Consider the following 23,480-nt stretch of genomic DNA (forward strand, 5'->3'; position numbering starts at 1 on the left):
CCTCTGACTTACCTTGCCTATTCCATCAACGCCATTTTACGAGATTGAGTTGCGGATCTATTTGGCGGGAACAGGGAGTTGAGTGGCGGCGTTCAGTTTCTGCCAGTCGAACGTGACACCAACACCCGGAACATCAGACGCGATCGCTAGGTGGCTCTCAACCACCAGAGGACGCGTCGTGTAGCTGTCTATTGGAAAGGAATGCACCTCGATCCAGTCTGCATTGGAACGGGCTGAGACAAGGCTTACATGCAGCTCCTGCATCCCATGACTGCAGACAGGCAATCCATGGGACAATGCACGTTCCGCAACCTGAAGAAAACCGGTGATGCCACCGCAATTCGAGGCGTCGGGCTGGATGTAGCTGAGTTGTGACCGTGCGAAGGCCTGGTCAAACTCATGGATGGTGTGCAGGTTCTCGCCCATGGCAAGCGGCATACCGGTGGCCTCGGCGATCTGACCATAACCGGCATAGTCATCCGGGATCGTCGGCTCTTCGAACCACAGCAGGTCGAAAGACGCAAACGCCTCGGCCGCCGCAATCGCCTGCGGCACGGACATCGAATAATTTGCATCCACCATGAACGCAATATCGGGTCCGATCAGGTCGCGAACGGCTTTGATGCGGGCCACATCCTCGGCCAGGGTCGGTTGCCCGATCTTGATCTTCACCCCGTTGAAGCCGCAATCCAGATATCCCTGAACGGATGACAGCAGTTTTGGCAGCTCAAAGCCCAGATCAATGCCCCCGCAATAGGCCTTGCAGGATCGCCCTGCCCCACCCGCCATTTTCCAGAGCGGCTGACCGCTGTGCTTGCCCCGCAGGTCCCACAGGGCAATGTCGATGGCAGAGATGGCGAATGAGGCAATGCCGCCGCGCGCCACGTAATGCACATGCCATTGCATCGCCTCATAGAGGCCTTCGACGGCATCCGCCTGCTGACCTATCAGAAACGGCGCCAGATCGTGGTCGATCATCGCAACAATGGCATGCCCGCCCTTGCCACCGGTATAGGTGTAACCGGTACCCTCGCTGCCATCGGCAAGGCACACCGTCGCGGTGACAAGCTCGAAGAAATGATGATCGCCATGCTTCGCATCGACCAGCACTTCGACCAGCGGAATGTGGAACAGCCGCGTTTTGATGGCGGTGATGCGGCTCACGATGAAGGTCCTTGGATGGCGCCCATAGATTTGAGACCGGCTTTCCCGCCGACCGGTTCTGTTCGCCGGAGCAGGGCTGGTCGCGACTGCAGGTCAAACATCTCAATTCCCCAAAGTTTGGTATGACAAAATTTCACCCCAGTTAACGGCCCCGAGTCACGCAATGTCAATAAGCGCTCAAATTAGGCCTGCGAACGCCAGCATTTTTGCTTTAGGTCTGACTGACCTAAAGACCCAGCGGCACTTTTGGTCCTATCAAAGTGTGAATTTCCGACACCCCTCCGGCCCACGGCGCGCATGAGGGCCGGGCGCAAACCCGTAATGTGATGCCAAAACGTGCCCATTCTTGGAAATACAACACGCACACTGGCTGAAACCGGACCCGGGCGCGGAATAGGAGTTGCGGCGGGGGCCAAGGGCAAGGCATCCTCGGCAGCATGAAAAACGATATTCTGAAACGTCTGCGGTATTCTCTGGGCAAGGACGCAGGTGCTGCCTCAGTCCAGGACTGGCGCATGGCGCTCTCACTGGTTCTGCGCGACCAACTTGTTGATGTCTGGCTTGACAGCGCGCGCAGGGCCGAGGTCAACGCGTCCAAGCGGGTGTACTACCTGTCGATGGAGTTCCTGATCGGACGCCTGATCGAAGACATGATCTCGAACCTCGGACTCGACGCTGCGGCCCGCGACGCGGTCGAGGCGCTGGGACAGGATTACGACATGATCGTGCATGACGAGCCGGATGCGGCGCTTGGCAATGGCGGGCTTGGTCGTCTGGCCGCGTGTTTCATGGATTCGCTGGCAACGCTGGGCATCCCTGCCTTCGGCTACGGTATCCGCTATGAGCATGGCCTGTTCGAGCAGAGCTTTGTCGACGGCGCGCAGGCTGAAAGCCCCGAGACCTGGCTGTCGCAGCGCCACGTGTGGGAATTCGAACGCCCCGAGGTGCAGCACCGCATCGGGTTCGGTGGCCATGTAAGCCGCGACGGCGGGCGCGCGACATGGCATCCCGACAATATGGTGGTTGCCACAGGGTACGACACGCCGGTGGTGGGCTGGCAGGGCGAATGGGGCAACACGTTGCGGCTGTGGTCGGCAAAGCCCGTGAACCCGTTCGACCTGGAAAGCTTCAACCGCGGAGATTACCTCGCCGCCAGCCGATCCGAGGCACTGGCGCGCACGATCTCACGCGTCCTCTATCCCGATGACACCACCGAGAACGGCAAGGAATTGCGGTTGAAGCAGGAGTATTTCTTTACCGCTGCCTCGATCATGGACCTCATGTGCCGCCACATGGAAGAAGATGGCGACATTCGCGCATTGCCCGAACATGTGGCGATCCAGCTCAACGATACCCACCCCGCCATTGCCGGACCGGAACTGGTGCGGCTGCTGGTGGACGATCACGGATTGGCGATGGCCGAGGCGATCACGCTGGCCCGCCGCTGCCTGGCCTATACCAACCACACCCTTCTGCCCGAAGCGCTGGAACGCTGGCCCGAGGGGCTGTTCGCGCGCGTGCTGCCCCGGCACCTCGAGATCATTCGCGAGATCGAGGCGGCGCAACAGGCCGAATTCCCCGGCAGCCCGCACATTCTGGAACATGGCGACGTCTGCATGGGCGAGCTGGCCTTTGTGATGGCGCATAAGGTCAATGGCGTCTCGGCCCTGCATACCGACCTGGTCAAGAAAACGGTCTTTGCCGAGCTGCACCGCATCCACCCCACGCGCATCGTGAACCAGACCAACGGCATCACGCCCCGCCGGTGGCTGCACGGCTGCAACCCCGCGCTGCGCGATCTGATTACGCAGCAACTGGGTGACACCTGGGTCAGCGATCTGGAACAGCTTGCCGCGCTGAAAGCCAAACGCTCTGACACGAGCTTTATCCAGGCGTTCCAGCAGGCCAAGCGCAGCAACAAGGTGGCATTGTCCAATTGGATCAGCGAGACCTGCGGGGTTGCTTTGGACCCCGACGCGATGTTCGACGTGCAGATCAAGCGTATTCATGAATACAAACGGCAATTGATGAACCTGCTGGAAACGGTCGCGCTCTGGAACGAGATGCGCGACGATCCCGACAGGGACTGGACCCCGCGCGTGAAGATCTTTGGCGGCAAGGCGGCGCCGGGCTATGTTCTGGCCAAGCAGATCATTCATCTGATCAACGATGTCGCCCGCGTGGTGAATGCCGACCCCGCCACAAAGGGGCGGCTCAGGATCGTGTTTCCGCCAAACTACAATGTAACGATGGCAGAACGGCTGATCCCCGCCGCCGATCTGTCGGAGCAGATCTCGACCGCGGGCAAAGAGGCGTCGGGCACCGGCAATATGAAATTTGCCCTGAACGGCGCGCTGACCATCGGGACACTGGACGGCGCCAATGTCGAGATCCGCGATCATGTCGGCAGCGAGAACTTCTTTCTGTTCGGACTGACCGCCAGCGAAGTGGTGGACCGCCGCCATCAGCACGGTTTCTCGCGCGCCGCGATCGAGGCCAGCCCGCGCCTGCAGCGGGTGCTAGGACAGATATTCGAGGGACGCTTCTCGCCCGAGGATCCCCATCGCCATCACGGTCTGATCGGGATGCTGTATGACCATGACCATTTCCTGGTGACCTGTGATTTCGACAGCTATTACGACACCCAGCGCCGCGCCGATGTCGTCTTTCAGAACTCGCGGAACTGGGCGTCGATGGCGCTGATGAACACCGCCAGCATGGGGTGGTTCTCGTCGGATCGCACGATCCAGGGATATGCCAGAGACATCTGGCAGGCGGACGCACCAAGATCGGCGCTGGAGCGCTCCGCATGAACATGACGGCAGAACTTGTCGACCCAGCCGAGGCAGCCGCGCTGATCGCGGGGCAGCACGGTGACCCGTTTGCCGTGCTCGGACTGCACCGGTTGGACGACAGGCTGGTGCTGCGTGCGCTGCGGCCCGAGGCGGATGGGGTCGAGGTTCTGGAGGTCAGGACAGGCCGCAAGCTTTGCGCGCTCGAACCGGTGGCGAAAGGTCTGTTTGCCGGGGTGATTCCGCGCCGCAAGAACCGTTTCGCCTACAAGCTGCGCCTGAGCCGGGGTGGCGACGTCTGGGAAGAATACGACGCCTATGGCTTTGGACCGCGATTGGGCGATCTGGATGAATATCTGCTGGGCGAGGGTACCCACCGCCAGCTCTGGCGCGCGCTTGGCGCTCATGTCGGGAGCCATGAAGGCGTCGAAGGCACGCATTTTGCGGTCTGGGCCCCCAACGCCGCGCGGGTTTCCGTTGTCGGCGATTTTAACGGTTGGGACGGTCGGCGCAATGTGATGCGGCGGCGCGGGGCCACCGGGATACACGAGATATTCCTGCCCGGCATCACCGACGGGGTGACCTACAAATACGAGATCCTCGATGGCGATCACGCCTTGCTGCCCCTCAAAGCCGATCCGGTCGGTTTTGGCGCCGAGCATCCACCGAAAACCGCCTCGATCGTGCGGGATCTGAGCGGCTATGACTGGGCCGACGCGGGCTGGATGCAGTCACGCGGCGCGCAGCAGAAGATCGACCAGCCGATCTCGATCTATGAGGTGCATCTGGAAAGCTGGCGGCGTGTACCCGAAGAGGGCAACCGGTCGCTCAGCTACCTAGAGCATGCGCAGCAGCTGGTGGGCTATGCGCGCGACATGGGCTTCACCCATATCGAGTTGACGCCGGTGTCCGAGTATCCGTTCGGTGGGTCCTGGGGATATCAGCCGGTGGGGCTCTTTGCGCCCACCTCGCGTTTTGGCGCGCCGAACGATTTTCGCGCCTTTGTCGAGGCCTGTCACGCGGCGGGCCTGGGCCTGATCATCGACTGGGTGCCGGGGCATTTCCCGAGTGATGAACACGGGCTGGCCCGGTTCGACGGCCCCGCGCTCTATGAACATGCCGACCCAAAGGAAGGCTACCACCCCGACTGGAACACGCTGGTCTACAATTATGGCCGCAGCGAGGTTCAGAACTTTTTGATCGCCAATGCGCAGTTCTGGTTCGAGGAATACCATATCGACGGGCTGCGCGTGGATGCGGTGGCCTCGATGCTCTATCGCGACTATTCCCGCAAAGACGGCGAGTGGATTCCCAATCAACATGGCGGGCGCGAAAACCTCGAAGCGATCGCCTTCATGCAGCGCATGAACGAAACGGTCTACGGGGCTGATGACACCATCATGACCGCAGCCGAGGAATCCACCGCCTTTCCAGGGGTCAGCGCGCCTACCGATACGGGTGGGTTGGGCTTTGGCTTCAAATGGAACATGGGGTGGATGAACGACACCCTGCGCTACATGTCCGAAGATCCGATCAACCGGAAATACCATCACGACAAGATGACCTTTGGCCTGCATTACGCGTTCTCGGAGAACTTCATCCTGCCGCTCAGCCATGACGAGGTCGTGCATGGCAAGGGCTCGCTTCTGGGCCGGATGCCCGGGGATGACTGGCAACGCTTTGCAAACCTGCGCGCCTATTTCGGCTTCATGTGGGGGCATCCCGGAAAGAAGCTGCTGTTCATGGGCGGCGAATTTGCCCAGGCGCAGGAATGGAACAACGAGACCAGCCTTGACTGGCACCTGCTCGACCAAGCGCCCCATCGCGGGATGCAGGCTCTGATACGCGACCTGAACCATTTCTATGCCAAGACGCCCGCGCTCTATCAGCGCGACAGTGACCCCGAGGGGTTCCGGTGGGTCGATGGCGGCAATCAGGCGGATTCGATCCTGTCCTGGCTGCGTTTTGGCGATGAGGGCACACGCCCGGTGCTGGTGGTCGCCAATTTCACACCGGTGCCGCGCGAGGGATTTCGGATTGGCGTGCCGCAATCGGGCCACTGGGATGAGCGGCTGAATTCCGATGCTGCGATCTATGGCGGCAGCGACATGGGCAACCCGGGCGGCAGGCACTCGCACGAGATCGCCGCGCACGGATTTTCGCATTCCATCGAGATCTCCGTGCCGCCGCTGGCCACGGTATTCTTTGAACTGGCGGAGAACCGGCACGCCTGAACCAAGAGCCGGAGGGAGGCGATCATGAAAGAAGACAGGTTCGGATTGGCGCGGCAGACCATGGCCTTTGTGCTGGCCGGAGGGCGCGGCAGCCGCCTCAAGGAGATGACCGATATTCGCGCCAAACCCGCCGTCTATTTCGGCGGCAAGACCCGGATCATCGATTTTGCCCTGTCCAATGCCGTCAATTCCGGCATCCGCCGTATCGGCGTGGCAACGCAATACAAGGCCCACAGCCTGATCCGCCACATCCAGCGCGGTTGGAGCTTCTTTCGGGCCGAGCGCAACGAAAGCCTCGATATCCTGCCCGCTTCGCAACAGCTGGATGAAAACAACTGGTACAAGGGCACCGCCGATGCGGTGACCCAGAACATCAAGATCATCGAGGGCTATGGCCCGAAATACGTCCTGATCCTGGCAGGAGACCATATTTACAAGCAGGACTATTCGCTGATGATCGAGCAGCACGTGCGCTCGGGCGCGAAAGTGACCGTGGGTTGCATTGCCGTTCCGCGCGACGAGGCCAGGGGTTTCGGCGTGATGGCCGTGGACGAAAACGACAAGATCCTGGATTTCGTCGAAAAACCCGCCGAACCGCCAACCATGCCCGGCGACCCGACAAAATCGCTCGCCAGTATGGGGATCTATGTTTTTGAGGCAGAGTATCTCTATGAGGTTCTGAAAAGGGATGCCGCCAATCCGCACTCAAGCAATGATTTCGGCAGCGACATCATCCCGGAAATTGTCGCGTCAGGCGGCGCGCAGGCCCATCCGTTCAGCCGCTCCTGTGTGATGTCCGGGCTCGAGACCGAGCCGTATTGGCGCGATGTTGGCACCATCGACGCCTACTGGCAGGCCAATATCGATCTGACCGATTTCAAGCCCGAGCTGGACATCTATGCCACTGACTGGCCGATCTGGACCTATTCGGAACTGACTCCACCGGCAAAGTTCATCCACAACGAAGAAGGGCGGCGGGGACAGGCCGTTTCGTCGATGGTGTCGGGGGGCTGCATCATCTCGGGCTCGACGCTGTATCGCTGCCTTTTGTTCACCGGTGTCCGAACCCATTCCTATTCACAGCTTGAAGGTGTCGTGGCGCTTCCTTATGCCGAGGTCGGGCGCCGCGCCTACCTGAAGAACGTCGTGATCGACCGGGGTGTAAAAATACCACCCGGCCTGATCGTCGGCGAGGATGCAAAAAGCGATGCAAAGCGGTTTCGGCGCTCGGATAACGGGATATGTCTGATCACGCAGGACATGATCGACAAGCTGGAAGGGTGACATGCAGGTCTTGATGGTCGCATCGGAATGCGCGCCTTTTGCCAAAACCGGCGGGCTGGCGGATGTTGTGGGCGCGCTGCCCGCCGCGCTCGCGTCCCTAGGCGTCGAGGCGCAGGTTTTGATGCCCGCCTACCCATCCCTGTTCCCGCTGCTGCCCCAAGGCGAAGAGGTGGCCAGATTTGACGACCTGCCCGGCGGCACCGGGCGGCTGATGCGGGTGACCTCTGATGGCGTGCCGTTGCTGCTGCTTGATGCGCCGCAGCTCTTTGACCGGCCCGGCGGGCTTTACGTCGATGAAAACGGGCGGGACTGGCCCGATAACGATCTGCGCTTTGGTGCGCTGTCGCAGGCTGCAGCACGGGTCTGTACGGGCGTCATCGACGGGTACCAGCCCGACATCCTGCACGCGCATGACTGGCAGGCGGCCCTTGCGCCGGTCTATCTGAAAATGGACGGTCGGTCAGAGCCACGCTCGGTCTTCACCATCCACAACATCGCGTTTCAGGGCCGTTTCGGCCCGCAGGCGCTTGGCCCGCTGGGCCTCAAACGCGACTGGTTCCATCCTGAAGCGCTCGAATATCACGGCGATCTGAGCTTTCTCAAGGGCGGGTTGATGTTCGCCGACCGCATCACCACCGTCAGCCCGACCTATGCCCGCGAAATCCTGACACCGGAATTCGGCATGGGCCTCGACGGTGTGCTGCGCGCCCGCAACGCGGTCCTGAGCGGTCTGCTCAATGGGATCGACCTGAATAGCTGGAACCCCGCCACCGACGACAAGATCGCTCGCCCATACGACGCACGCAACCTGAAACGCAAAGCGGAGAACCGGGCAGCGATCTGTGATCGAATGGCGCTAGAGCCCAACGCGAGAGGTCCCTTGTTCTGCGTAATCAGCCGGTTGACCCAGCAAAAAGGTCTGGACGCGTTGCTGAGCGCGGTGCCGCATCTGGTCGCACGCGGTGCCCAGCTTGCCGTGCTTGGGGCCGGAGAGCCGGATCTGGAGGCCGGGTTCAGGCAGGCGGCGCAGGACCATACGGGCAGTGTCGGCGCGTTCATCGGGTATGATGAGCCCCTGTCGCATCTGTTGCAGGCCGGTAGCGACGCGATCCTGATTCCCTCGCGGTTCGAACCCTGCGGCCTTACCCAGCTTTACGGTCTGCGCTATGGCACTTTGCCGGTCGTCGCGCGAACCGGCGGGCTGGCCGACACGGTGATCGACGCCAATGTCGCAGCTCTTGCGGTCAAGGCGGCAACCGGATTTGTCTTTGACAATGTCAGCGCCGAGGGTCTGGCACAGGTGATCAATCGGGTGGTCGATGCCCATGCCGATCCCCGGCTCTGGCAAAACATGCAGCGCGCCGCGATGCGCCATCCGGTCGGTTGGGACGACAGCGCCAAGGGATATGCCGACCTCTATGCCGCGTTGGTCGCATGACATTTCAGGCGCGTATCTCCACCCGGTTTGAGCCGGGCAGCCCGCACCGTCTGGGCGCGCATTTCGACGGTGGGGGCACAAACTTTGCCGTGTTCTCTGAAAATGCGCAGCAGGTTTATCTGTGCCTCTATTCGGCGGATGGGCACCAAGAGGAACACCGCCTGCCGCTGCCCGAGCGTACGGGCGGCATCTGGCACGGCTATCTACCGGGGCTGCAGCCCGGTGCGCTATACGGATATCGCGTTGCGGGCCCTTATGATCCCGATCAGGGTCATCGGTTCAACATCAACAAACTGTTGCTCGACCCCTACACGCGCGAGATGTCAGGTGACTTCACCGATCACGGCGCAACATTCGGCTACCAGGTGGACGCGCCGCAGACGGATCTGTCTTTCGACGCCCGCGACAGCGCGGGTTATGTGCCGAAATCGATTGTACCCGATCCCGCCATATATGCCCCCGATGCAGAGCCCCTTGCGCGCGGATGGGACAACACGGTGATTTACGAGGCACATGTCAAGGGTGCCACCATCCGCAACCCGGCCGTCCCGGACGCGCTGCGCGGCACGTTCGACGGGTTGGGTTCACCGCAGATGCTGGACCACCTGAGCGCGCTCGGGATCACCACGATCGAACTGCTGCCGGTGCAGGCCATCAAATCCGAAAGCGCCTTGATCCGGCGCGGCCTCGTGAACTACTGGGGCTACAACACCATCGGGTTCTTCGCGCCCGAGCCGCGGTATCTGGGGCCCGCCGGTGTGCTAGGCTTCCGCGCGATGGTGGAGCGGTTTCACACCGCCGGGATCGAGGTGATCCTGGACGTGGTCTATAACCACTCGGCCGAAGGCGATCACCTTGGCCCGACGCTGTCATTCCGGGGCCTCGACAATGCCGCCTATTATCGACTGCTGGACGGCCAGCCGCGCTATTATGTCAACGACACCGGATGCGGCAACACGCTGGATGTGCGCCACCCGATCGTGACCCGTCTGATCCTGGACAGCCTGCGGCATTGGGTTCAGGTCATGGGGGTCGACGGATTCCGCTTCGATCTGGCGACCACGCTTTGCCGGGAAGATCACGGTTTCGACCGACGCGGCGGGTTTCTGGATGCGCTGCGTCAGGATCCTGTTCTGAGCGCCGTCAAGCTGATCGCGGAACCCTGGGACATCGGCCCCGGCGGGTATCAGCTGGGCAGTTTCCCGGCAGAGTTTGCCGAGTGGAACGACCGGTTCCGTGACACCGTGCGTCGGTTCTGGCACGGCGACCGGCAGAGCGCTCAGGATCTGGGTTCTGCCTTGCTGGGCTCTGCCGATATCTTTGATACCCAAGGCAGGCGGGTCTGGTCTTCGATCAATTTCGCCGCCGCCCATGACGGGTTTACTCTGGCCGATACCACGCGCTACGCGCAGCGCCACAACCACGCCAATGGCGAAGACAACCACGATGGCCACCACGCCAATTTCAGTGAGAATTTCGGCGTTGAAGGGCCAACCGACGACCCTGGCATCACCGCAGCGCGGCTCAGACGGCAGCGCAACCTGCTGGCAACAACGCTGCTGTCGCAGGGCACGCCGATGCTGCTGGCGGGTGACGAGGGCGGTCATTCAAAGCGCGGCAACAACAACAGCTATTGTCAGGACAACGAGGTCAACTGGATCGACTGGAGCGCGCTGGACAGTGATCTGATCGCCTTCACCGCCGCCCTTACCCGGTTTCGGCGCGACCATCCGGTGCTGCGGCAAAACAACTTTCTGCACGGGGCCATCAGAACCTCGGACGACAAACCAGATGTGGAATGGCGTGGCTTTGACGGCGCCGCGCTGAACTGGCGCGATCCTGGGCTGGCTTGCCTGTGCCTGCACCTGCGTGGCAATGCTGAAACGCCGCGCGGTACTGCCGAGACGGATGAGGTTCTGCTGGCCTTCAACCGGACCGGCGATCCGCAGGAATTGATCCTGCCACCTGCCTCGCGAGGCTGGGCGCGAGAAATTGACACCTCGGTGATGCAGCAGCGGCGACTGGCCCTGCCGGGTGTCTCAATCGTGGTTCCGCCTCACGCGATTGCCGCTTTTTGCCTGTCCGATGGGGCAGCGGAATGAGCCAGACCGACACGGATCTGCGTGATCTGGCACGCGCGCATGGGGTGCACACCGAATATACCGATCTGCAAGGCCAGCAACATCTGGCCGGTCCGGATACGTTGCGGGCGCTGCTGCGGGCGCTGGGTGTCGAGATCGGTTCAGAAAGCAAGCTGAGCGAGGCACTGCACCACACCCGGAACGAAAGCAGCCACCGCCAATTGCCGCGCGAACACATCGTCGAGGCCGAGCAGCCCAACTCCCTGCCCCTGCGTACGCCGTGCCAATGGTGCGTGACCAGTGAAACCGGCTCGGTGCTTGCCGAAGGGCGGGCGGATGGGGTGTTGAACCTGCCGGGCCTGCCCATCGGTTACCATCAACTGCACACCACGTTTGCGGATCATCGCGAAACCACCCGTATCCTCGCCCGCCCTGCGCGCGCACCCGATCTGCGGTCCCGTACCGCGCGACACCGCAGTTGGGGTATGACCGGCGCGCTTTATGGATTGCGTAGCGCAGAGAATGGCGGGCTGGGAAACTATTCCGACCTGAGCGCGGCGGCATCCTCACTCGGGGCGATGGGCGCGCAGTTTTTCGGCATTAACCCGGTGCATGCATTGGGCTGGGCGGATAGCGAGATCATAAGCCCCTATTCGCCGTCCCACCGGGGCTTTTTCAACACCGATCACATCGCGATCCAGGGCGGTCTGGGCCCGACGCCAAAGGGACCTCTGGTCGGTTATGCCGCATTCCGCAAGCTTCACGCAGCAGCGCTGGAACAGGCCTATGCAGCGTTCAAAACCCACGCCGACAAATCCGCCTTTCTCGACTGGCAACGCCAAGCCGGGCCGGAGCTTGCCGACTTTGCCTGCTTCGAGGCCTTGAGCGAAACATGTGGACCTGACTTCCGAACCTGGCCGCAAAATCTCCGACAGCCGGGGGCGGAGGCCAAGATGGCTGCGGGAGAGCGCTCAGAATTCCATGCCTGGCTGCAATGGCAAGCGGACGGTCAGATCGGCACAGCGCAACAAGCAGCGCAAGATGCGGGAATGTCGCTGGGGCTCTATCTTGACCTGGCGGTCGGACCGCGCCCCGACGGGGCCGAGGTCTGGATGAATGCCGCCACCATCGCGCGGGGTGTCACCATCGGCGCGCCGCCGGATCACCTGAGCCCCGAAGGCCAGTCCTGGGCGCTTGCCGCGCACGCGCCCGGTCCCCTGGCCGCCGCCAATTATGCCCCGTTCCGTGCCATGCTGCGCAAGCTGATGGGTACATGCGGCCTGCTCAGGATCGACCACGCGCTTGGTCTCGCCCGCAGCTACTGGCTGCCGGATGATGGCAGCGCAGGTGGCTATGTTTCCCAGCCCTTCAAATCGCTACTGGCGGTGATACAGATCGAGGCCGCACGCGCGGGATGCGTGGTAATCGGCGAGGATCTGGGCCTTGTGCCCGCAGGTTTCCGCGACCAGATGAACGCTACGGGGCTGTACAGCTATGCGGTCTGGCAGTTCGAAACCCGCTCTGACGGGGCCATCCTGCCCGCTGGCAGTCTCGCGCCATATGGGTTGGCCTGCTTTGGCACCCACGACACGCCGACGCTGAGCGGGTTCTGGCATGGCACCGATATCGAATGGTGGCGTCGGGTCGGCTGGCTGGATGATTCCGGGCGCGGCAGGCATCATGCGCACCGCGCCCGCCAGCGCGGCAGTCTGCGAAAGCTATGCGGCATCGCGCCCGAGGCGAGACTTGCAGACATCATCGACAAGGTTCACACGCAATTGGCCACCGCGCCATCCGAGCTTGTATCGGTCCAGCTTGACGACGCCCTTGCGGTAACCGAAGCCCAGAACCTGCCGGGAACGATTGACGCGCATCCCAACTGGCGCCGCCGCCTGCCGATCCCGGTCGAGGGATTTGCCGCATCCAGAGCGCTCCGGCATGTTGCCGACACGATGAATACCTCCCGTCCCACCGAACCCGTCCGCCAAAAGGAAGAGGCCCCGACATGACCATCCTGACTCAAGCCTGCACGCCTTTTGAGGGGCAGAAACCCGGCACCTCGGGGCTGCGAAAGAAGACAAAGGTGTTCATGCAGCCCGGATATGTCGAATGTTTCGTGCAGTCGATTTTCAACGCGATCGGTGGCCTCGACGGCAAGACATTGGTTGTGGGCGGCGATGGCCGATATTTCAACGCCGAAGCGATCCAGACCATTCTGCGCATGGCCGCGGCCAATGGCGCGGCCCGGGTAATTGTCGGGCGCGGCGGGCTGCTGTCGACCCCGGCGGCCTCGAACCTGATCCGGCAGCGGAGGGCGGATGGCGGGCTGATCCTGTCGGCCAGCCACAATCCCGGCGGGATCGACGCGGATTTCGGGCTGAAATACAACATCTCGAACGGCGGTCCCGCGCCTGAAAGCGTGACCGCCGCGATCTTTGAGCAGACTCAATCGCTCAGCAGCTACAAGACACTGGATACCGACGCTATCGACCTTGCCCAATTGGGGGAGGTTATGCTGGGGGGCCTGTGTGTCGAAATCGTCGATCCGGTATCGGATTATGCCGCTCTGATGCAGACGCTTTTTGATTTCGACGCCATCCGCGCGCTGATCTCTGGCGGTTTCTCCATACGCTTTGATGCGATGCACGCGGTCACCGGACCTTATGCCCGAACCATACTGGAGGACATGCTGGGCGCACCTGAAGGCGCGGTGCTCAATGGCGTTCCCTTGGTGGATTTCGGCAAGGGCCATCCCGATCCCAACCCGATCTGGGCGAAACCTCTGGTGGACATGGTCATGGCCAAGGATGGCCCCGATTTCGCGGCGGCCTCGGACGGAGATGGCGACCGCAACATGATCCTCGGGCGCGGTGTCTATGTCACGCCATCCGACAGCCTTGCGGTTCTGGCGGCCAATGCGCATCTGGCGCCGGGATATTCGCAAGGGCTGGCGGGCGTCGCCCGCTCGATGCCGACCAGCCGCGCCTGTGACCGCGTAGCCGAAGTTATGGGGATCGCCTGCTATGAGACCCCGACCGGCTGGAAGTTCTTCGGCAACCTGCTGGATGCGGGCCGGGCCACTCTGTGCGGCGAAGAAAGCGCTGGCACCGGCAGCGATCATGTGCGCGAGAAAGACGGGCTTTGGGCGGTGCTGCTGTGGCTCAACATCCTCGCGGTGCGGCAAATCAGCGTGCAGGAGATATTGCAGGACCACTGGCAGACTTATGGGCGGAACTATTATTCGCGCCACGATTACGAAGCGATTGCCACAGGCCCCGCGCAGGATCTGATGCAAAACCTGTCTGATACGCTCGCAGACTTGCCGGGCAGAACCGCCGGATCACTGGCCATCGAAACCGCCGACCAATTCACCTATCACGACCCCGTCGACGGATCGGTCAGCCACAATCAGGGCCTTCGGATCAGTTTCGCCGGTGGCGGGCGCGCTGTTCTGCGGCTGTCGGGAACCGGGACCGAAGGCGCGACATTGCGCATCTATCTGGAACTTTACGAGCCGCCAACGGGCAAGCTGGACATGGAACCGCAACAGGCATTGCGCAGCATTTCCGCAGCAACGCGCGCGCTGTGTCAGTTGACCGAGCGGACCGGTCGGACCGAACCCGATGTTGTGACCTAGCCGGAAAGGTGTATCTCAGACCTTGCTACCAGCCTTGGCGGCTGCCACCGAGGTGGCCCCGATCTGCGCCAGCGCGATGGAGGTTTCCTCGCTCAGAACCTCCCAGAGCTGTTGCAACCCCGCTTCGGCCCCGGCCGCGATGGCGAATTGAAGAATCCGGCCAAAAAAGACAAAGTCCGCACCCCTGACGAGAGCCTTGAGCGCGTCTTCGCCCGAACGCAACCCGCTGTCAAAGAACAGCGGATACTCCGCCCCGACGGCTTGGCGGATGTCGGACAAGGCGGAAATCGGCGTGGGCGCGCTATCCAACTGGCGCGCGCCGTGGCTTGAGACCTGAATGGCATCGACGCCCGCCTCTTTCAGGGCCACGGCGTCCTCGGCGTCCAGCACGCCTTTGACCACCAGATTACCGCTCCACATGTCGCGCAGGCGGGCAAGCGTGTCCCAGCTTGCCTTGGCGCGACTTTCGGTCCGGTCAAAGCTGTATCCCGCCATGTGGAAATTCGCCATCTGCGGACGCCCCTTGGCCAGCGCCGATAGCGACCAGCGCGGGTGCAGGGCGAAATCCAGAAACTGGCGGGGTCCGATGCGGAACGGCATGGTGAAGCCGTGGCGCAACTCGCGCGGGCGGCGACCCACTTCGGGCACATCGACGGTCAGGACCAGCGTTTCATATCCCGCATCCCGTGCCCGTTCCGCCAGTTTGAACGTGCCCGCACCGTCGCCGCTGAAATAGAGCTGGAACCAGGCATTGCCCTGCGCAGTTTCGATCATCTCTTCCATTGGTGTCGAGGCAACGGTCGACACACCCAGCGGGATCGAATAGCGCGCCGCGAGGCGGGCCAGCATCAGGTCCGCACCCGGGGCGGCAAGGTTACACATGCCCATCGGCGCGATGCCGAACGGGCGCTGTGCAGGCGTGCCGAAAACGCTGGTCGAAAGTGATCTGTCACTGACGTCGCGCAAGATGCGCGGGCGCAAGGTCATCGCATCGAGGGCCGCGCGGTTGCGGGTGGCCCCCACCTCTGTCCCCGCAGCTCCGTCGATATAGTCAAACACCATCCACGGCAGACGCCGCCGTGCAAGACGGCGGGCGTCCTCGGCGCTGTGGATGGCGCTTGCGCGCATCAGGCCTGAACGGCCTTCATGAAGCGGTCGCGGATCACCACCGGGTCCATCGTGATCACCGGGTTCTTGGCATTACCGCTGTCGCACTTGACGACGAGCACATGCATCTTGCCGCTGTCCAGCGCCTTTTGCAGAACCTCCCCGGTGTCCACATCCCGGCATTCGATGACGTTCTCGCAGCCACAGGCCTCGGCCACTTTGGCGAGCGAGGTCTTGCGGCCCGCATAGGTCGGCTGATCCCCTGTCGAACCATAAGACCCGTTGTCGATGATCATCAGGATGTAGTTATCCGCCACGTTGTTCGCGATGGTCGGCAAGGTACCCATATTGGTCAGGATCGAGCCGTCGCCATCAATGACGATCACCGGTTTGGGCTGCGCCAGCGCCAGTCCCAGCCCAATACTTGAGGCCAGCCCCATCGTGCCCAGCATGTAGAAATTGCTCGGCTGGTCGTCGATTGCGTGCAGCTCCTGGCTGGGGATACCGATATTGCAGACCACAAGCTGGTCGCGCAGGATCGGGGCAATCTCTTTCAAAATCTCGGAACGGATCATTGGTCGCCATAGCCTCCCCAGAAGTTGGCATCGGTCAGAATGGCGACCGGTTTGTTGCACATGAAGGTGTATTTCAGGATGTTGTCGAGTTCCTCGACGTCTTTCTGCCAGTGAAAATGATAGGTCGGGATATTCAGCTGCGCCAGCAACGCCTTGGTATGCACCGCCATCTCAACCTGACAGGCGACTGGCTCGCGCAGCTCGCCGCGATACGAAATCAGCATCGGTAAGGGCATCCGGTAATACTGGATCAATGTCGCCAGCGTGTTGAGCGTGACCCCGATCGCGGTGTTCTGCATGATGATCGCCGGGCGCTTGCCGCCCATCCAGGCCCCGGCGCACAGCCCCATACCCTCGTCTTCCTTGTTCGAGGGGATGTGAAAGATATCGTCGCGCTGATCAATCTCTTCGATCACCCCGGCCAGCTGTTTGCACGGCACGGTGGTCACGAACGAGATGTCATTGGCGACAAGATCATCCGCGATCTTCTTGTCGATATTCATGGTCTGCTTTGCCTTTTCGATTCGAGGCGCGTGGCGCCTTTTCAGGGTTGAGAATTGCGGTGGACATGCACCGCGCAATGGGCGTGCCGGACCACGCGCGCGGCGGTTGATCCGAGGAAATAGTCGCTCAGGCCAGGTTTGTGCGAGCCGATCACGATACAGTCGATGCCGCTGGAATTCGCGTAGTCGATGATGGTGCGCGCGGTGTGACCCTTGACGATCTCCGGCGAGATGCCTTCCGCACCCTCAAGTTTTTCCTCCAGCAACCGTCTTGCCTTTGCATAGCCTTCATTGACGACGGATTTGTCCAGATAGGCGCTGGCCGAGCCTTGCGGTGTCTCATAGACATGCAGCGCGATGATCTCGCACGTGCCGCCGCCAAGGGCCTGCGCCACCTTCAGCGTGTGTTGCGAAATGTCGTGATCAAGTGCCATCGGGACCAGAATTTTCTTATACATGTCCTGTCTCCATCGGGTGTTCGGGTTTCTCTATGCCCAAGGTGTTAGCACGATTTTCGGGGCAGAGACCGCACCTGCGCGCAAATTTTGGAACGCCTCGAACCCGTCGGCCAGCGGGCGTTCCTCGAACCAGTCCAGCGCTCCCAGACGGCCATCAAAGATGGCATGGGCCGTATCCCGGAAATCCTGCGCGGTGTAGGTGTAGGTGCCGATAAAGCGGATCTCCTGCAGGGTCATCCGGCGAATGTCGAGCCCGCCGCGATCCTCGCCCAGACCGACATGGGCGATCACGCCGCCCGGTGCGGCATGGTCCGAGGCCACCGCGCGCGTCGCGGCATAGCCCACCGCGTCGATCACCACCTCATGGAGGCCCTCGGCCCGGACCACCACATGCTGTCCGCACCGGTCCTGCAAATAGGCGCGACGCATCTCGTTTGGTTCGGTGATCACCACGTCTTCGACGCCCATCGCCTTTAGCACTAGCGCAGCCGCAAGGCCAATCGCCCCGCCCCCGATCACCAGCGCGCGCGCCTCCACGCCGGGGTGCAAGCTCTCCACCGCCAGTCTGACCGCGTGCCAACTGACCGCCAGAGGCTCGGCAAGGGCTGCCTTGGCCAATGGCACACCCTCCGGCACCTTGACCAGATTGGCTTCCGGCATGGCGACGTATTGCGCAAAAGCGCCCTCGCGTGGTGGCATCGAGATGATCTGACGGTCCGGGCAGATATTCTCGCGCCCTGCCCGACACGCAGCACAGGTGCCACAGCACACCAGCGGGTTGATCGTGACGCGGGAGCCATCACGCGCGCCACCGACAATGACTCCCGCCGCCTCATGCCCGAGGATCAGCGGGGCGGGGCGTCGCGCATCATGGCCCAGATAGGCGTGCATGTCCGAGCCACAGATGCCGACGGCCTCGACCCGGATCAGATGTTCTCCGGCGCGCGGAGCCGCGTCCGGCACATCGCGGTAGCCCATCTGTTCCACACCGTCATATACAAGTGCCTTCATTTCGCGGTGAACCCCCCGTCGACCATCAGGACCTGCCCCGTCACATAGCTGGAGGCGTCAGAGCACAGAAACAGGACCGGCCCGTCCATATCCTCCATCCGCCCGTTGCGCTTCATGCAGGTCTGCGCCGCGTTTCGGGCCGCGCGGTCTGTATCCTCGAACACAGCCTGTGTCAGCTCGGTCGGGAAGAACCCCGGACCGATCGCGTTGGCGGTGATACCGTCGCCCGACCAAGCCTCAGCCATGGCGCGGGTCAACTGCGCAATGCCCCCCTTTGAGGCCCCGTAGGCGACGCCGCCGGGAAACGCCCGCGTGGTCTGCAACGACGCGAAATTGACGATACGACCCCAGCCTTTCTCTTTCATCGCCGGAACCAGCGCCTGGCTGAGAAAGAACGGCGCGGTGAGGTTCAGCGCCAGCGTCTGATCCCAGCCACGGCCTGTCACATCATCCGCCGCTTCGCGCGTGTTCACACCAGCGGCATGAATGACGATATCCGGCGCGCCGTAAATCGCATTCACCCGGTCCACCAGTTCGCCCAGCGCCTCTCGGTCAGACACATCGGCCACAACGCTGCCCGCATTCGGACCGATCTCGGCACAGAGATCATCCAAGGCGTCCTGCCGCCGGGCAAGGCCAACGACGCGCGCTCCGGCCCGTGCCAGAACCAACGCCGCGCGCCGCCCCAGACCCGAGCTTGCCCCGGTCACAAGAGCAACCCGACCGGTCAGATCAAAGAGCGCCCTTGGGTCAGCCATCAGCGGAGAGGTCGAACTGCTCGTCCGGGAAATACTTGGCAAGCCGCACATCCGCCGCGCGGGCGTGCCCCTCCATGCCTTCCAGCCGCGAGATGCGCGCGGTGGCTTCAGCGATGGATTTCGAGCCTTCGCGCGTTGCGCGCTGCCAGGTGACGATCTTCATGTATTTGTGCACGCTCAGACCACCCGTATAGCTGGCCGCACCCGAGGTCGGCAGCACATGGTTGGTGCCGGTGGCCTTGTCGCCGTAAGACACCGTCGTTTCTTCGCCCAGAAACAGCGAGCCATAGCAGGTCAGACGACCCAGCCACCAATCCAGATCTTCAGCCTGCACGGTCAGATGCTCGGGCGCGTAATCGTCGGAACAGGCTGCCATTTCCTCGCGGTCCCCGCACAGGATCACCTCGGCATAGTCGCGCCAGGCGGCAAAGGCGTTGTCGCGGTTCACTTCGGGCAGGTCGTCGATCAGGACGGGCACAAGTTCCATGACCTTTTCGGCAATCGCCCGATCATCGGTCACCAGCCAGACCGGAGAATTGTAGCCATGTTCCGCCTGACTGACCAGATCGGTCGCCACAACATGCGCGTCCGAGGCCCCGTCAGCCAGGATCAGGCTGTCGGTGGGGCCTGCGATCATGTCGATGCCGACACGCCCGAACAATATGCGCTTGGCTTCGGCGACGAACTGGTTTCCCGGTCCCACAAGGATGTTGGCCTTGGGCAGGTCGAACAATCCATAGGTCATGGTGGCAACACCCTGCACGCCGCCCATCGCCAGGATCTTGTCGGCACCGCAGATTTGCGCGGCATAAACGATCGCCGGGGCGACACCGACACCGGGGCGCGGTGGCGAACAGGCGGTGATATGACGGCAACCGGCAACCTTTGCCGTGGTCACGGTCATGATGGCGCTGGCGATATGGCTGTAGCGGCCACCGGGCACGTAACAGCCCGCCGCATCCACAGGGATGGCTTTCTGACCTGCGACAAAGCCCGGAACGATTTCCAGCTCGACATCCGACAGCGTTGCCTTCTGGGTTTCGGCAAACCGACGCACATTGTCATGGGCAAATCGAATATCGGCCTTCAGCTTTTCCGGCACCAGCGCACACGCGGCTTCGATCTCTGCTGGCGTGAGCAGCACGCTGCCCTCGTAACGGTCGAACTTCTTGGCATATTCCAGCGCCTTTTCATCGCCGCCCGCCTCGATCTCATCGAGAATCGTTTTGACGGTGTCATGGACTTCGGACGCATGGGATTGCGCGGTCAGAGTTGCCTTTTTCAGGTATTCACGAGGCATATTCAACAAGTCCTATTGGTAGATTGCAGGAAGCAGGGTGGTCGAAACCGCAGGAATATAGGCGATCAGGAGAACCACGATCAGCATGGTCAATACGAAGGGTACGGCCCGGGCGGCAATCTTCAGAATCGACTCGCCGGTAATGCCAGATACGACAAACAGGTTCAGACCCAACGGCGGTGTGATGAAGCCCACGCCCAGCGCAGTGATCATCATGATGCAGAACTGAATCTCGTTCATGCCGATATTGTCCGCCAACGGTTTCAGGATCGGCGCGAGGATCACGATGTTCGGGGTCGTCTCCATCACGCAGCCCGCCGCGATCAGGATGCCGATCATCAGCAGGATCAACACATAGGGGTCATCCGTCAGCGAGGTGATCGACGTGACAAAGCCCTGCGGCACGCCCATGATCGCCAGCGCTTCGGCCAGCGGGGCGGAAAAGGCGATGATCGGCAGGATGACACCGTTCACCTTGGCCGAACTCACCAGCATCGACGGGAAATCCGCCAGCGACAGGGTGCGCATCAGAAAGCCCATGATGATGGTGACAACCACCGCCGTGGCACCGGCCTCGGTCGGGGTCAGGCGGCCCGAGAAAATTCCGTAAAAGATGATGCCCGGCACGATAAAGGCATACCAGCCGGATTTCAGCGCCTTGCCCAGATTGGCCAGCCATTCACCCCAGGTCTTCATGCCTCCGCCCTCATAGGCGTAAAGGCGGTTCATGATGATGTTGGTAACAAGGATCGACAGCAGAATGGCCAGACCGGGGATCAGCGCCGCCAGGAACAGGGTCGAGGCGGAAATGCCCAACACAAGGCCGATGATGATATAGGCGATCGACGGCGGGATCAGGATGCCGGTACAGGCCCCGGCCGCCACCAGCGCACACGCATAAGGGCGCGGATAGCCGCTTTCGACCAGCCGGTCGATGGTCATGCGACCCACCGCAGCGGCCCCGGCAGCGTCCGAGCCCGAGATTGCGGCGAACATGCCGCAGACAAGGACGGTGGCCGAACCAAAGCCGCCTTTGGCAAAACAGGTCAGTGCCTCGGCCACATCGAGAAACTTGCGCGACAACCCGGTGCGCACCAGCACGTCTCCGGTCAGGATGAAGAGCGGCACGGCGGTCAGCGCAAAGGCGTCGATGCCGGTGAACAGGCTCTCGCCCACAAGGCTGAGCGGCAGATCGCCGGACATGATCAGCATGACAATCGCCGCCGAGCCGATCGCGGCCCAGACCGGCACGGCCAGCGCGATCAACGCCACGAACATCATGACCGGCACATAGAAATCCCAACCGAGTTCAACCGTTTGATTCAGAGAATTCCAAAGCATTACCTATCCCTCAATCAAACAGCTTGTCGCCTTCGAAGACGGGGGTGCCGTCTCGCAAGGACTTGAGATCACGCAGGAAGGACTGGATCAGACGCCAGATCATCAGGGCAAACCCGGTGGGCACCGCCATCAGAAACCACACTTTCGACACCCGCAGACCATCCGTGACCGACCCGAACTTGGCCGACACATGCACCGCTTCATAGGACCAATAGAGCGCGATGATCGCGACCACGAACATCACCAGATCGCCGAAGATATAGAGCAGTGCCTTGGGCCGTGGCGGCAGGTAATGCATCACCACGTCGATGCGGATATGGGCACGTTCCTTGACCGCCGCTGCCGCCCCGATCCATGCGAGGTAGATGAAGGAATAGCGAACGATTTCCTCCCCCCAGATCGAGGAGTAGGCGAAGATCTCGCGCCGCAGCACTTCGATCGCCATCGTGATGACCAGCATGACGTAGAACACAAGCAGCAGCCAGCGCTCGGCGTCGCGGTCTATTCTCTGAAATACAGTCATCTCCTGCCTCGAATTCTGGCACCACTTCACAATCCGGGCCTCAAGCGGCCCGATGCATGGTGGTGCTGATGATGGATAAGAGCGGGTGCACAATCGGCACCCGCCCGGATGGCGTCAGGCGTCGTGGACGTAGTATTTGCCCTGCGTCCCCGCAGCCTCGACCAGCTTGTCGAAGGCTTCCATCGATCCGGCCAGTTCGGTCTTGAACGGGTCCCATTCCGAGCGCTGATAGCCACCGGCGTCTTTCCATTCCGCCAGTTGATCGTCGCTCAGCGAATGGAACTGCACACCCGCCTTGTTCAGCTCGGCCATGGCGTAGGCCCGCGCCGAGGGCACTTTGGACAGGTTCTGGTGGCTGGTCATTTCCGCCGCCCACATGATCCCGTCCTGCACATCGGCAGGCATCGAGTTGAACCACTCCAGATTGCAGGAATAGACCTGACTGTCCGGCACCGCCTGGGTGAAGGTCACATTGCTTAGGATGTCCTTGAAGCCAAAGACATAGAGCGCACCCACCGACGGATCGAGCGCATCGGCCACGCCCTGTTTGATCGCCGAGGGTGTCTCGCCCCAGGCAACCGGGGTCGGGTTGGCACCGACCATGCGGTAATACTGCTGCAGCATCTTCGAGCCCGGAACGCGGAATTTCACACCGCTCATGTCCGAGGGGGTCAGGATTGCATCGCCGCCTTGCCGCACCGCCACCACGCGCGGGTCGATCACCACATAGAACAGCGCCTTGAACCCGGCCGCCTCGACCTTGGGGTGAACCTCGTTCTTCCAGGTCTCGGAATGTACCAGATTGGTGAAGCGCTGGTTCGAGCCGCACAGGTAGGGCATGTTGATCAGATCGACGGTCGAGGCGAAGGGCGCGAAATTCGACAGAGAATGCTGCGCTGCCTGAATGGTCCCGCCCTGCACCTTCTGCACCAGCGAGCCGCCCGCGCCCAACTGCCCCCCCGGCGCCAGCTTGACATAGACCTTGCCGTTGGTGGCGTTCTGGATGTTCTCTTTCAGGTCCAGTTGCATGATCGGATAGCTGCGCGAGGCCCCCAGTACATAAGCGGTTGCAACCGTCATGATGTGATCGGCGGATTTCTCACGCTCGCTTTGTTCTTTCGCCGTCTGCGCCGCAGCCTCCGACGACCAGAGCACACCGCCCGCCCCGGCAACAAGCGCCGCTGTAAAGCCCCCTCCGGCACTGAGTTTCAGAAAGTTCCGGCGTTCAGCCGAAGCGAGATGTTGTTTTTCGTTGTCCATCAATTGTCCTCCCA

General features: G+C 61.9%; 18 protein-coding genes. 7 read left to right on the plus strand and 11 right to left on the minus strand.

The window, feature by feature from the left end:
- Positions 1 to 57 precede the first annotated feature (57 nt).
- Positions 58 to 1,164 (minus strand): mandelate racemase/muconate lactonizing enzyme family protein, encoded by a 1,107-nt coding sequence (locus tag M3P21_RS13780; protein WP_249710689.1) that lies wholly within the window; start codon positions 1,162 to 1,164, stop codon positions 58 to 60.
- A gap of 437 nt (positions 1,165 to 1,601) precedes the next feature.
- Between M3P21_RS13780 and M3P21_RS13785 the strand changes: the two genes are divergently transcribed.
- The 7 genes from M3P21_RS13785 to M3P21_RS13815 are packed head-to-tail and all read left to right on the plus strand — an operon-like array spanning position 1,602 to position 14,630.
- Positions 1,602 to 3,977, plus strand: a complete 2,376-nt coding sequence (locus M3P21_RS13785) for a glycogen/starch/alpha-glucan phosphorylase (RefSeq protein WP_249710690.1) — start codon at positions 1,602 to 1,604, stop codon at positions 3,975 to 3,977.
- 2 nt (positions 3,978 to 3,979) lie between these two features.
- Complete coding sequence (gene glgB / locus M3P21_RS13790) at positions 3,980 to 6,190, plus strand: 1,4-alpha-glucan branching protein GlgB (RefSeq protein ID WP_373320023.1); 2,211 nt, start codon at positions 3,980 to 3,982, stop codon at positions 6,188 to 6,190.
- A gap of 24 nt (positions 6,191 to 6,214) precedes the next feature.
- Positions 6,215 to 7,474 carry a glucose-1-phosphate adenylyltransferase gene (gene glgC, locus M3P21_RS13795; protein ID WP_249710692.1) on the plus strand — a complete coding sequence of 420 codons (1,260 nt, stop codon included), beginning with the start codon at positions 6,215 to 6,217 and terminating at the stop codon, positions 7,472 to 7,474.
- Position 7,475: 1 nt separating this feature from the next.
- Positions 7,476 to 8,912 (plus strand): glycogen synthase GlgA, encoded by a 1,437-nt coding sequence (glgA, locus tag M3P21_RS13800; protein ID WP_249710693.1) that lies wholly within the window; start codon positions 7,476 to 7,478, stop codon positions 8,910 to 8,912.
- On the plus strand, positions 8,909 to 11,014 hold the full coding sequence (gene glgX, locus M3P21_RS13805; RefSeq protein WP_249710694.1) for a glycogen debranching protein GlgX: 2,106 nt from the start codon (positions 8,909 to 8,911) through the stop codon (positions 11,012 to 11,014). The genes glgA and glgX overlap by 4 nt, the downstream gene beginning before the upstream one ends.
- Entirely contained in the window at positions 11,011 to 13,002 is a 1,992-nt protein-coding gene (malQ, locus tag M3P21_RS13810; protein WP_249710695.1) for a 4-alpha-glucanotransferase, read from the plus strand. Before glgX ends, malQ begins: the two co-directional genes overlap by 4 nt.
- The gene (locus M3P21_RS13815; protein WP_249710696.1) at positions 12,999 to 14,630 is read left to right on the plus strand and encodes an alpha-D-glucose phosphate-specific phosphoglucomutase; all 1,632 of its coding nucleotides are present in this window, start codon (positions 12,999 to 13,001) and stop codon (positions 14,628 to 14,630) included. The genes malQ and M3P21_RS13815 overlap by 4 nt, the downstream gene beginning before the upstream one ends.
- Before the next feature lie 15 nt (positions 14,631 to 14,645).
- Here the strand turns inward: M3P21_RS13815 and M3P21_RS13820 are convergent, their stop codons facing one another.
- The 10 genes from M3P21_RS13820 to M3P21_RS13865 all read right to left on the minus strand — a co-directional run bounded on the left by M3P21_RS13820 (position 14,646) and on the right by M3P21_RS13865 (position 23,466).
- The gene (locus M3P21_RS13820) at positions 14,646 to 15,758 is read right to left on the minus strand and encodes an alpha-hydroxy acid oxidase (RefSeq protein WP_249710697.1); all 1,113 of its coding nucleotides are present in this window, start codon (positions 15,756 to 15,758) and stop codon (positions 14,646 to 14,648) included.
- A complete protein-coding gene (gene comE, locus M3P21_RS13825) occupies positions 15,758 to 16,312 on the minus strand; it encodes a sulfopyruvate decarboxylase subunit beta (RefSeq protein ID WP_249710699.1) in 555 nt (184 codons plus the stop codon). Before comE ends, M3P21_RS13820 begins: the two co-directional genes overlap by 1 nt.
- On the minus strand, positions 16,309 to 16,815 hold the full coding sequence (comD, locus tag M3P21_RS13830; RefSeq protein WP_249710701.1) for a sulfopyruvate decarboxylase subunit alpha: 507 nt from the start codon (positions 16,813 to 16,815) through the stop codon (positions 16,309 to 16,311). The genes comE and comD overlap by 4 nt, the downstream gene beginning before the upstream one ends.
- A 41-nt stretch (positions 16,816 to 16,856) precedes the next feature.
- Positions 16,857 to 17,273, minus strand: a complete 417-nt coding sequence (locus M3P21_RS13835) for a universal stress protein (protein ID WP_249710703.1) — start codon at positions 17,271 to 17,273, stop codon at positions 16,857 to 16,859.
- A gap of 30 nt (positions 17,274 to 17,303) precedes the next feature.
- A complete protein-coding gene (locus tag M3P21_RS13840) occupies positions 17,304 to 18,284 on the minus strand; it encodes a zinc-dependent alcohol dehydrogenase (RefSeq protein WP_249710705.1) in 981 nt (326 codons plus the stop codon).
- Positions 18,281 to 19,042, minus strand: a complete 762-nt coding sequence (locus M3P21_RS13845) for an SDR family NAD(P)-dependent oxidoreductase (RefSeq protein ID WP_249710707.1) — start codon at positions 19,040 to 19,042, stop codon at positions 18,281 to 18,283. Before M3P21_RS13845 ends, M3P21_RS13840 begins: the two co-directional genes overlap by 4 nt.
- Entirely contained in the window at positions 19,035 to 20,342 is a 1,308-nt protein-coding gene (hisD, locus tag M3P21_RS13850; protein WP_249710711.1) for a histidinol dehydrogenase, read from the minus strand. Before hisD ends, M3P21_RS13845 begins: the two co-directional genes overlap by 8 nt.
- A gap of 12 nt (positions 20,343 to 20,354) precedes the next feature.
- Positions 20,355 to 21,683 carry a TRAP transporter large permease gene (locus M3P21_RS13855; RefSeq protein WP_249710713.1) on the minus strand — a complete coding sequence of 443 codons (1,329 nt, stop codon included), beginning with the start codon at positions 21,681 to 21,683 and terminating at the stop codon, positions 20,355 to 20,357.
- 10 nt (positions 21,684 to 21,693) lie between these two features.
- The gene (locus M3P21_RS13860) at positions 21,694 to 22,206 is read right to left on the minus strand and encodes a TRAP transporter small permease (protein ID WP_249710714.1); all 513 of its coding nucleotides are present in this window, start codon (positions 22,204 to 22,206) and stop codon (positions 21,694 to 21,696) included.
- A 114-nt stretch (positions 22,207 to 22,320) separates the two neighbouring features.
- Positions 22,321 to 23,466 (minus strand): TRAP transporter substrate-binding protein, encoded by a 1,146-nt coding sequence (locus tag M3P21_RS13865; protein ID WP_249710715.1) that lies wholly within the window; start codon positions 23,464 to 23,466, stop codon positions 22,321 to 22,323.
- Between the last annotated feature and the right edge of the window lie 14 nt (positions 23,467 to 23,480).

This window comes from Ruegeria spongiae (assembly GCF_023502395.1).
Taxonomy (GTDB): Bacteria; Pseudomonadota; Alphaproteobacteria; order Rhodobacterales; family Rhodobacteraceae; genus Ruegeria_C; species Ruegeria_C spongiae.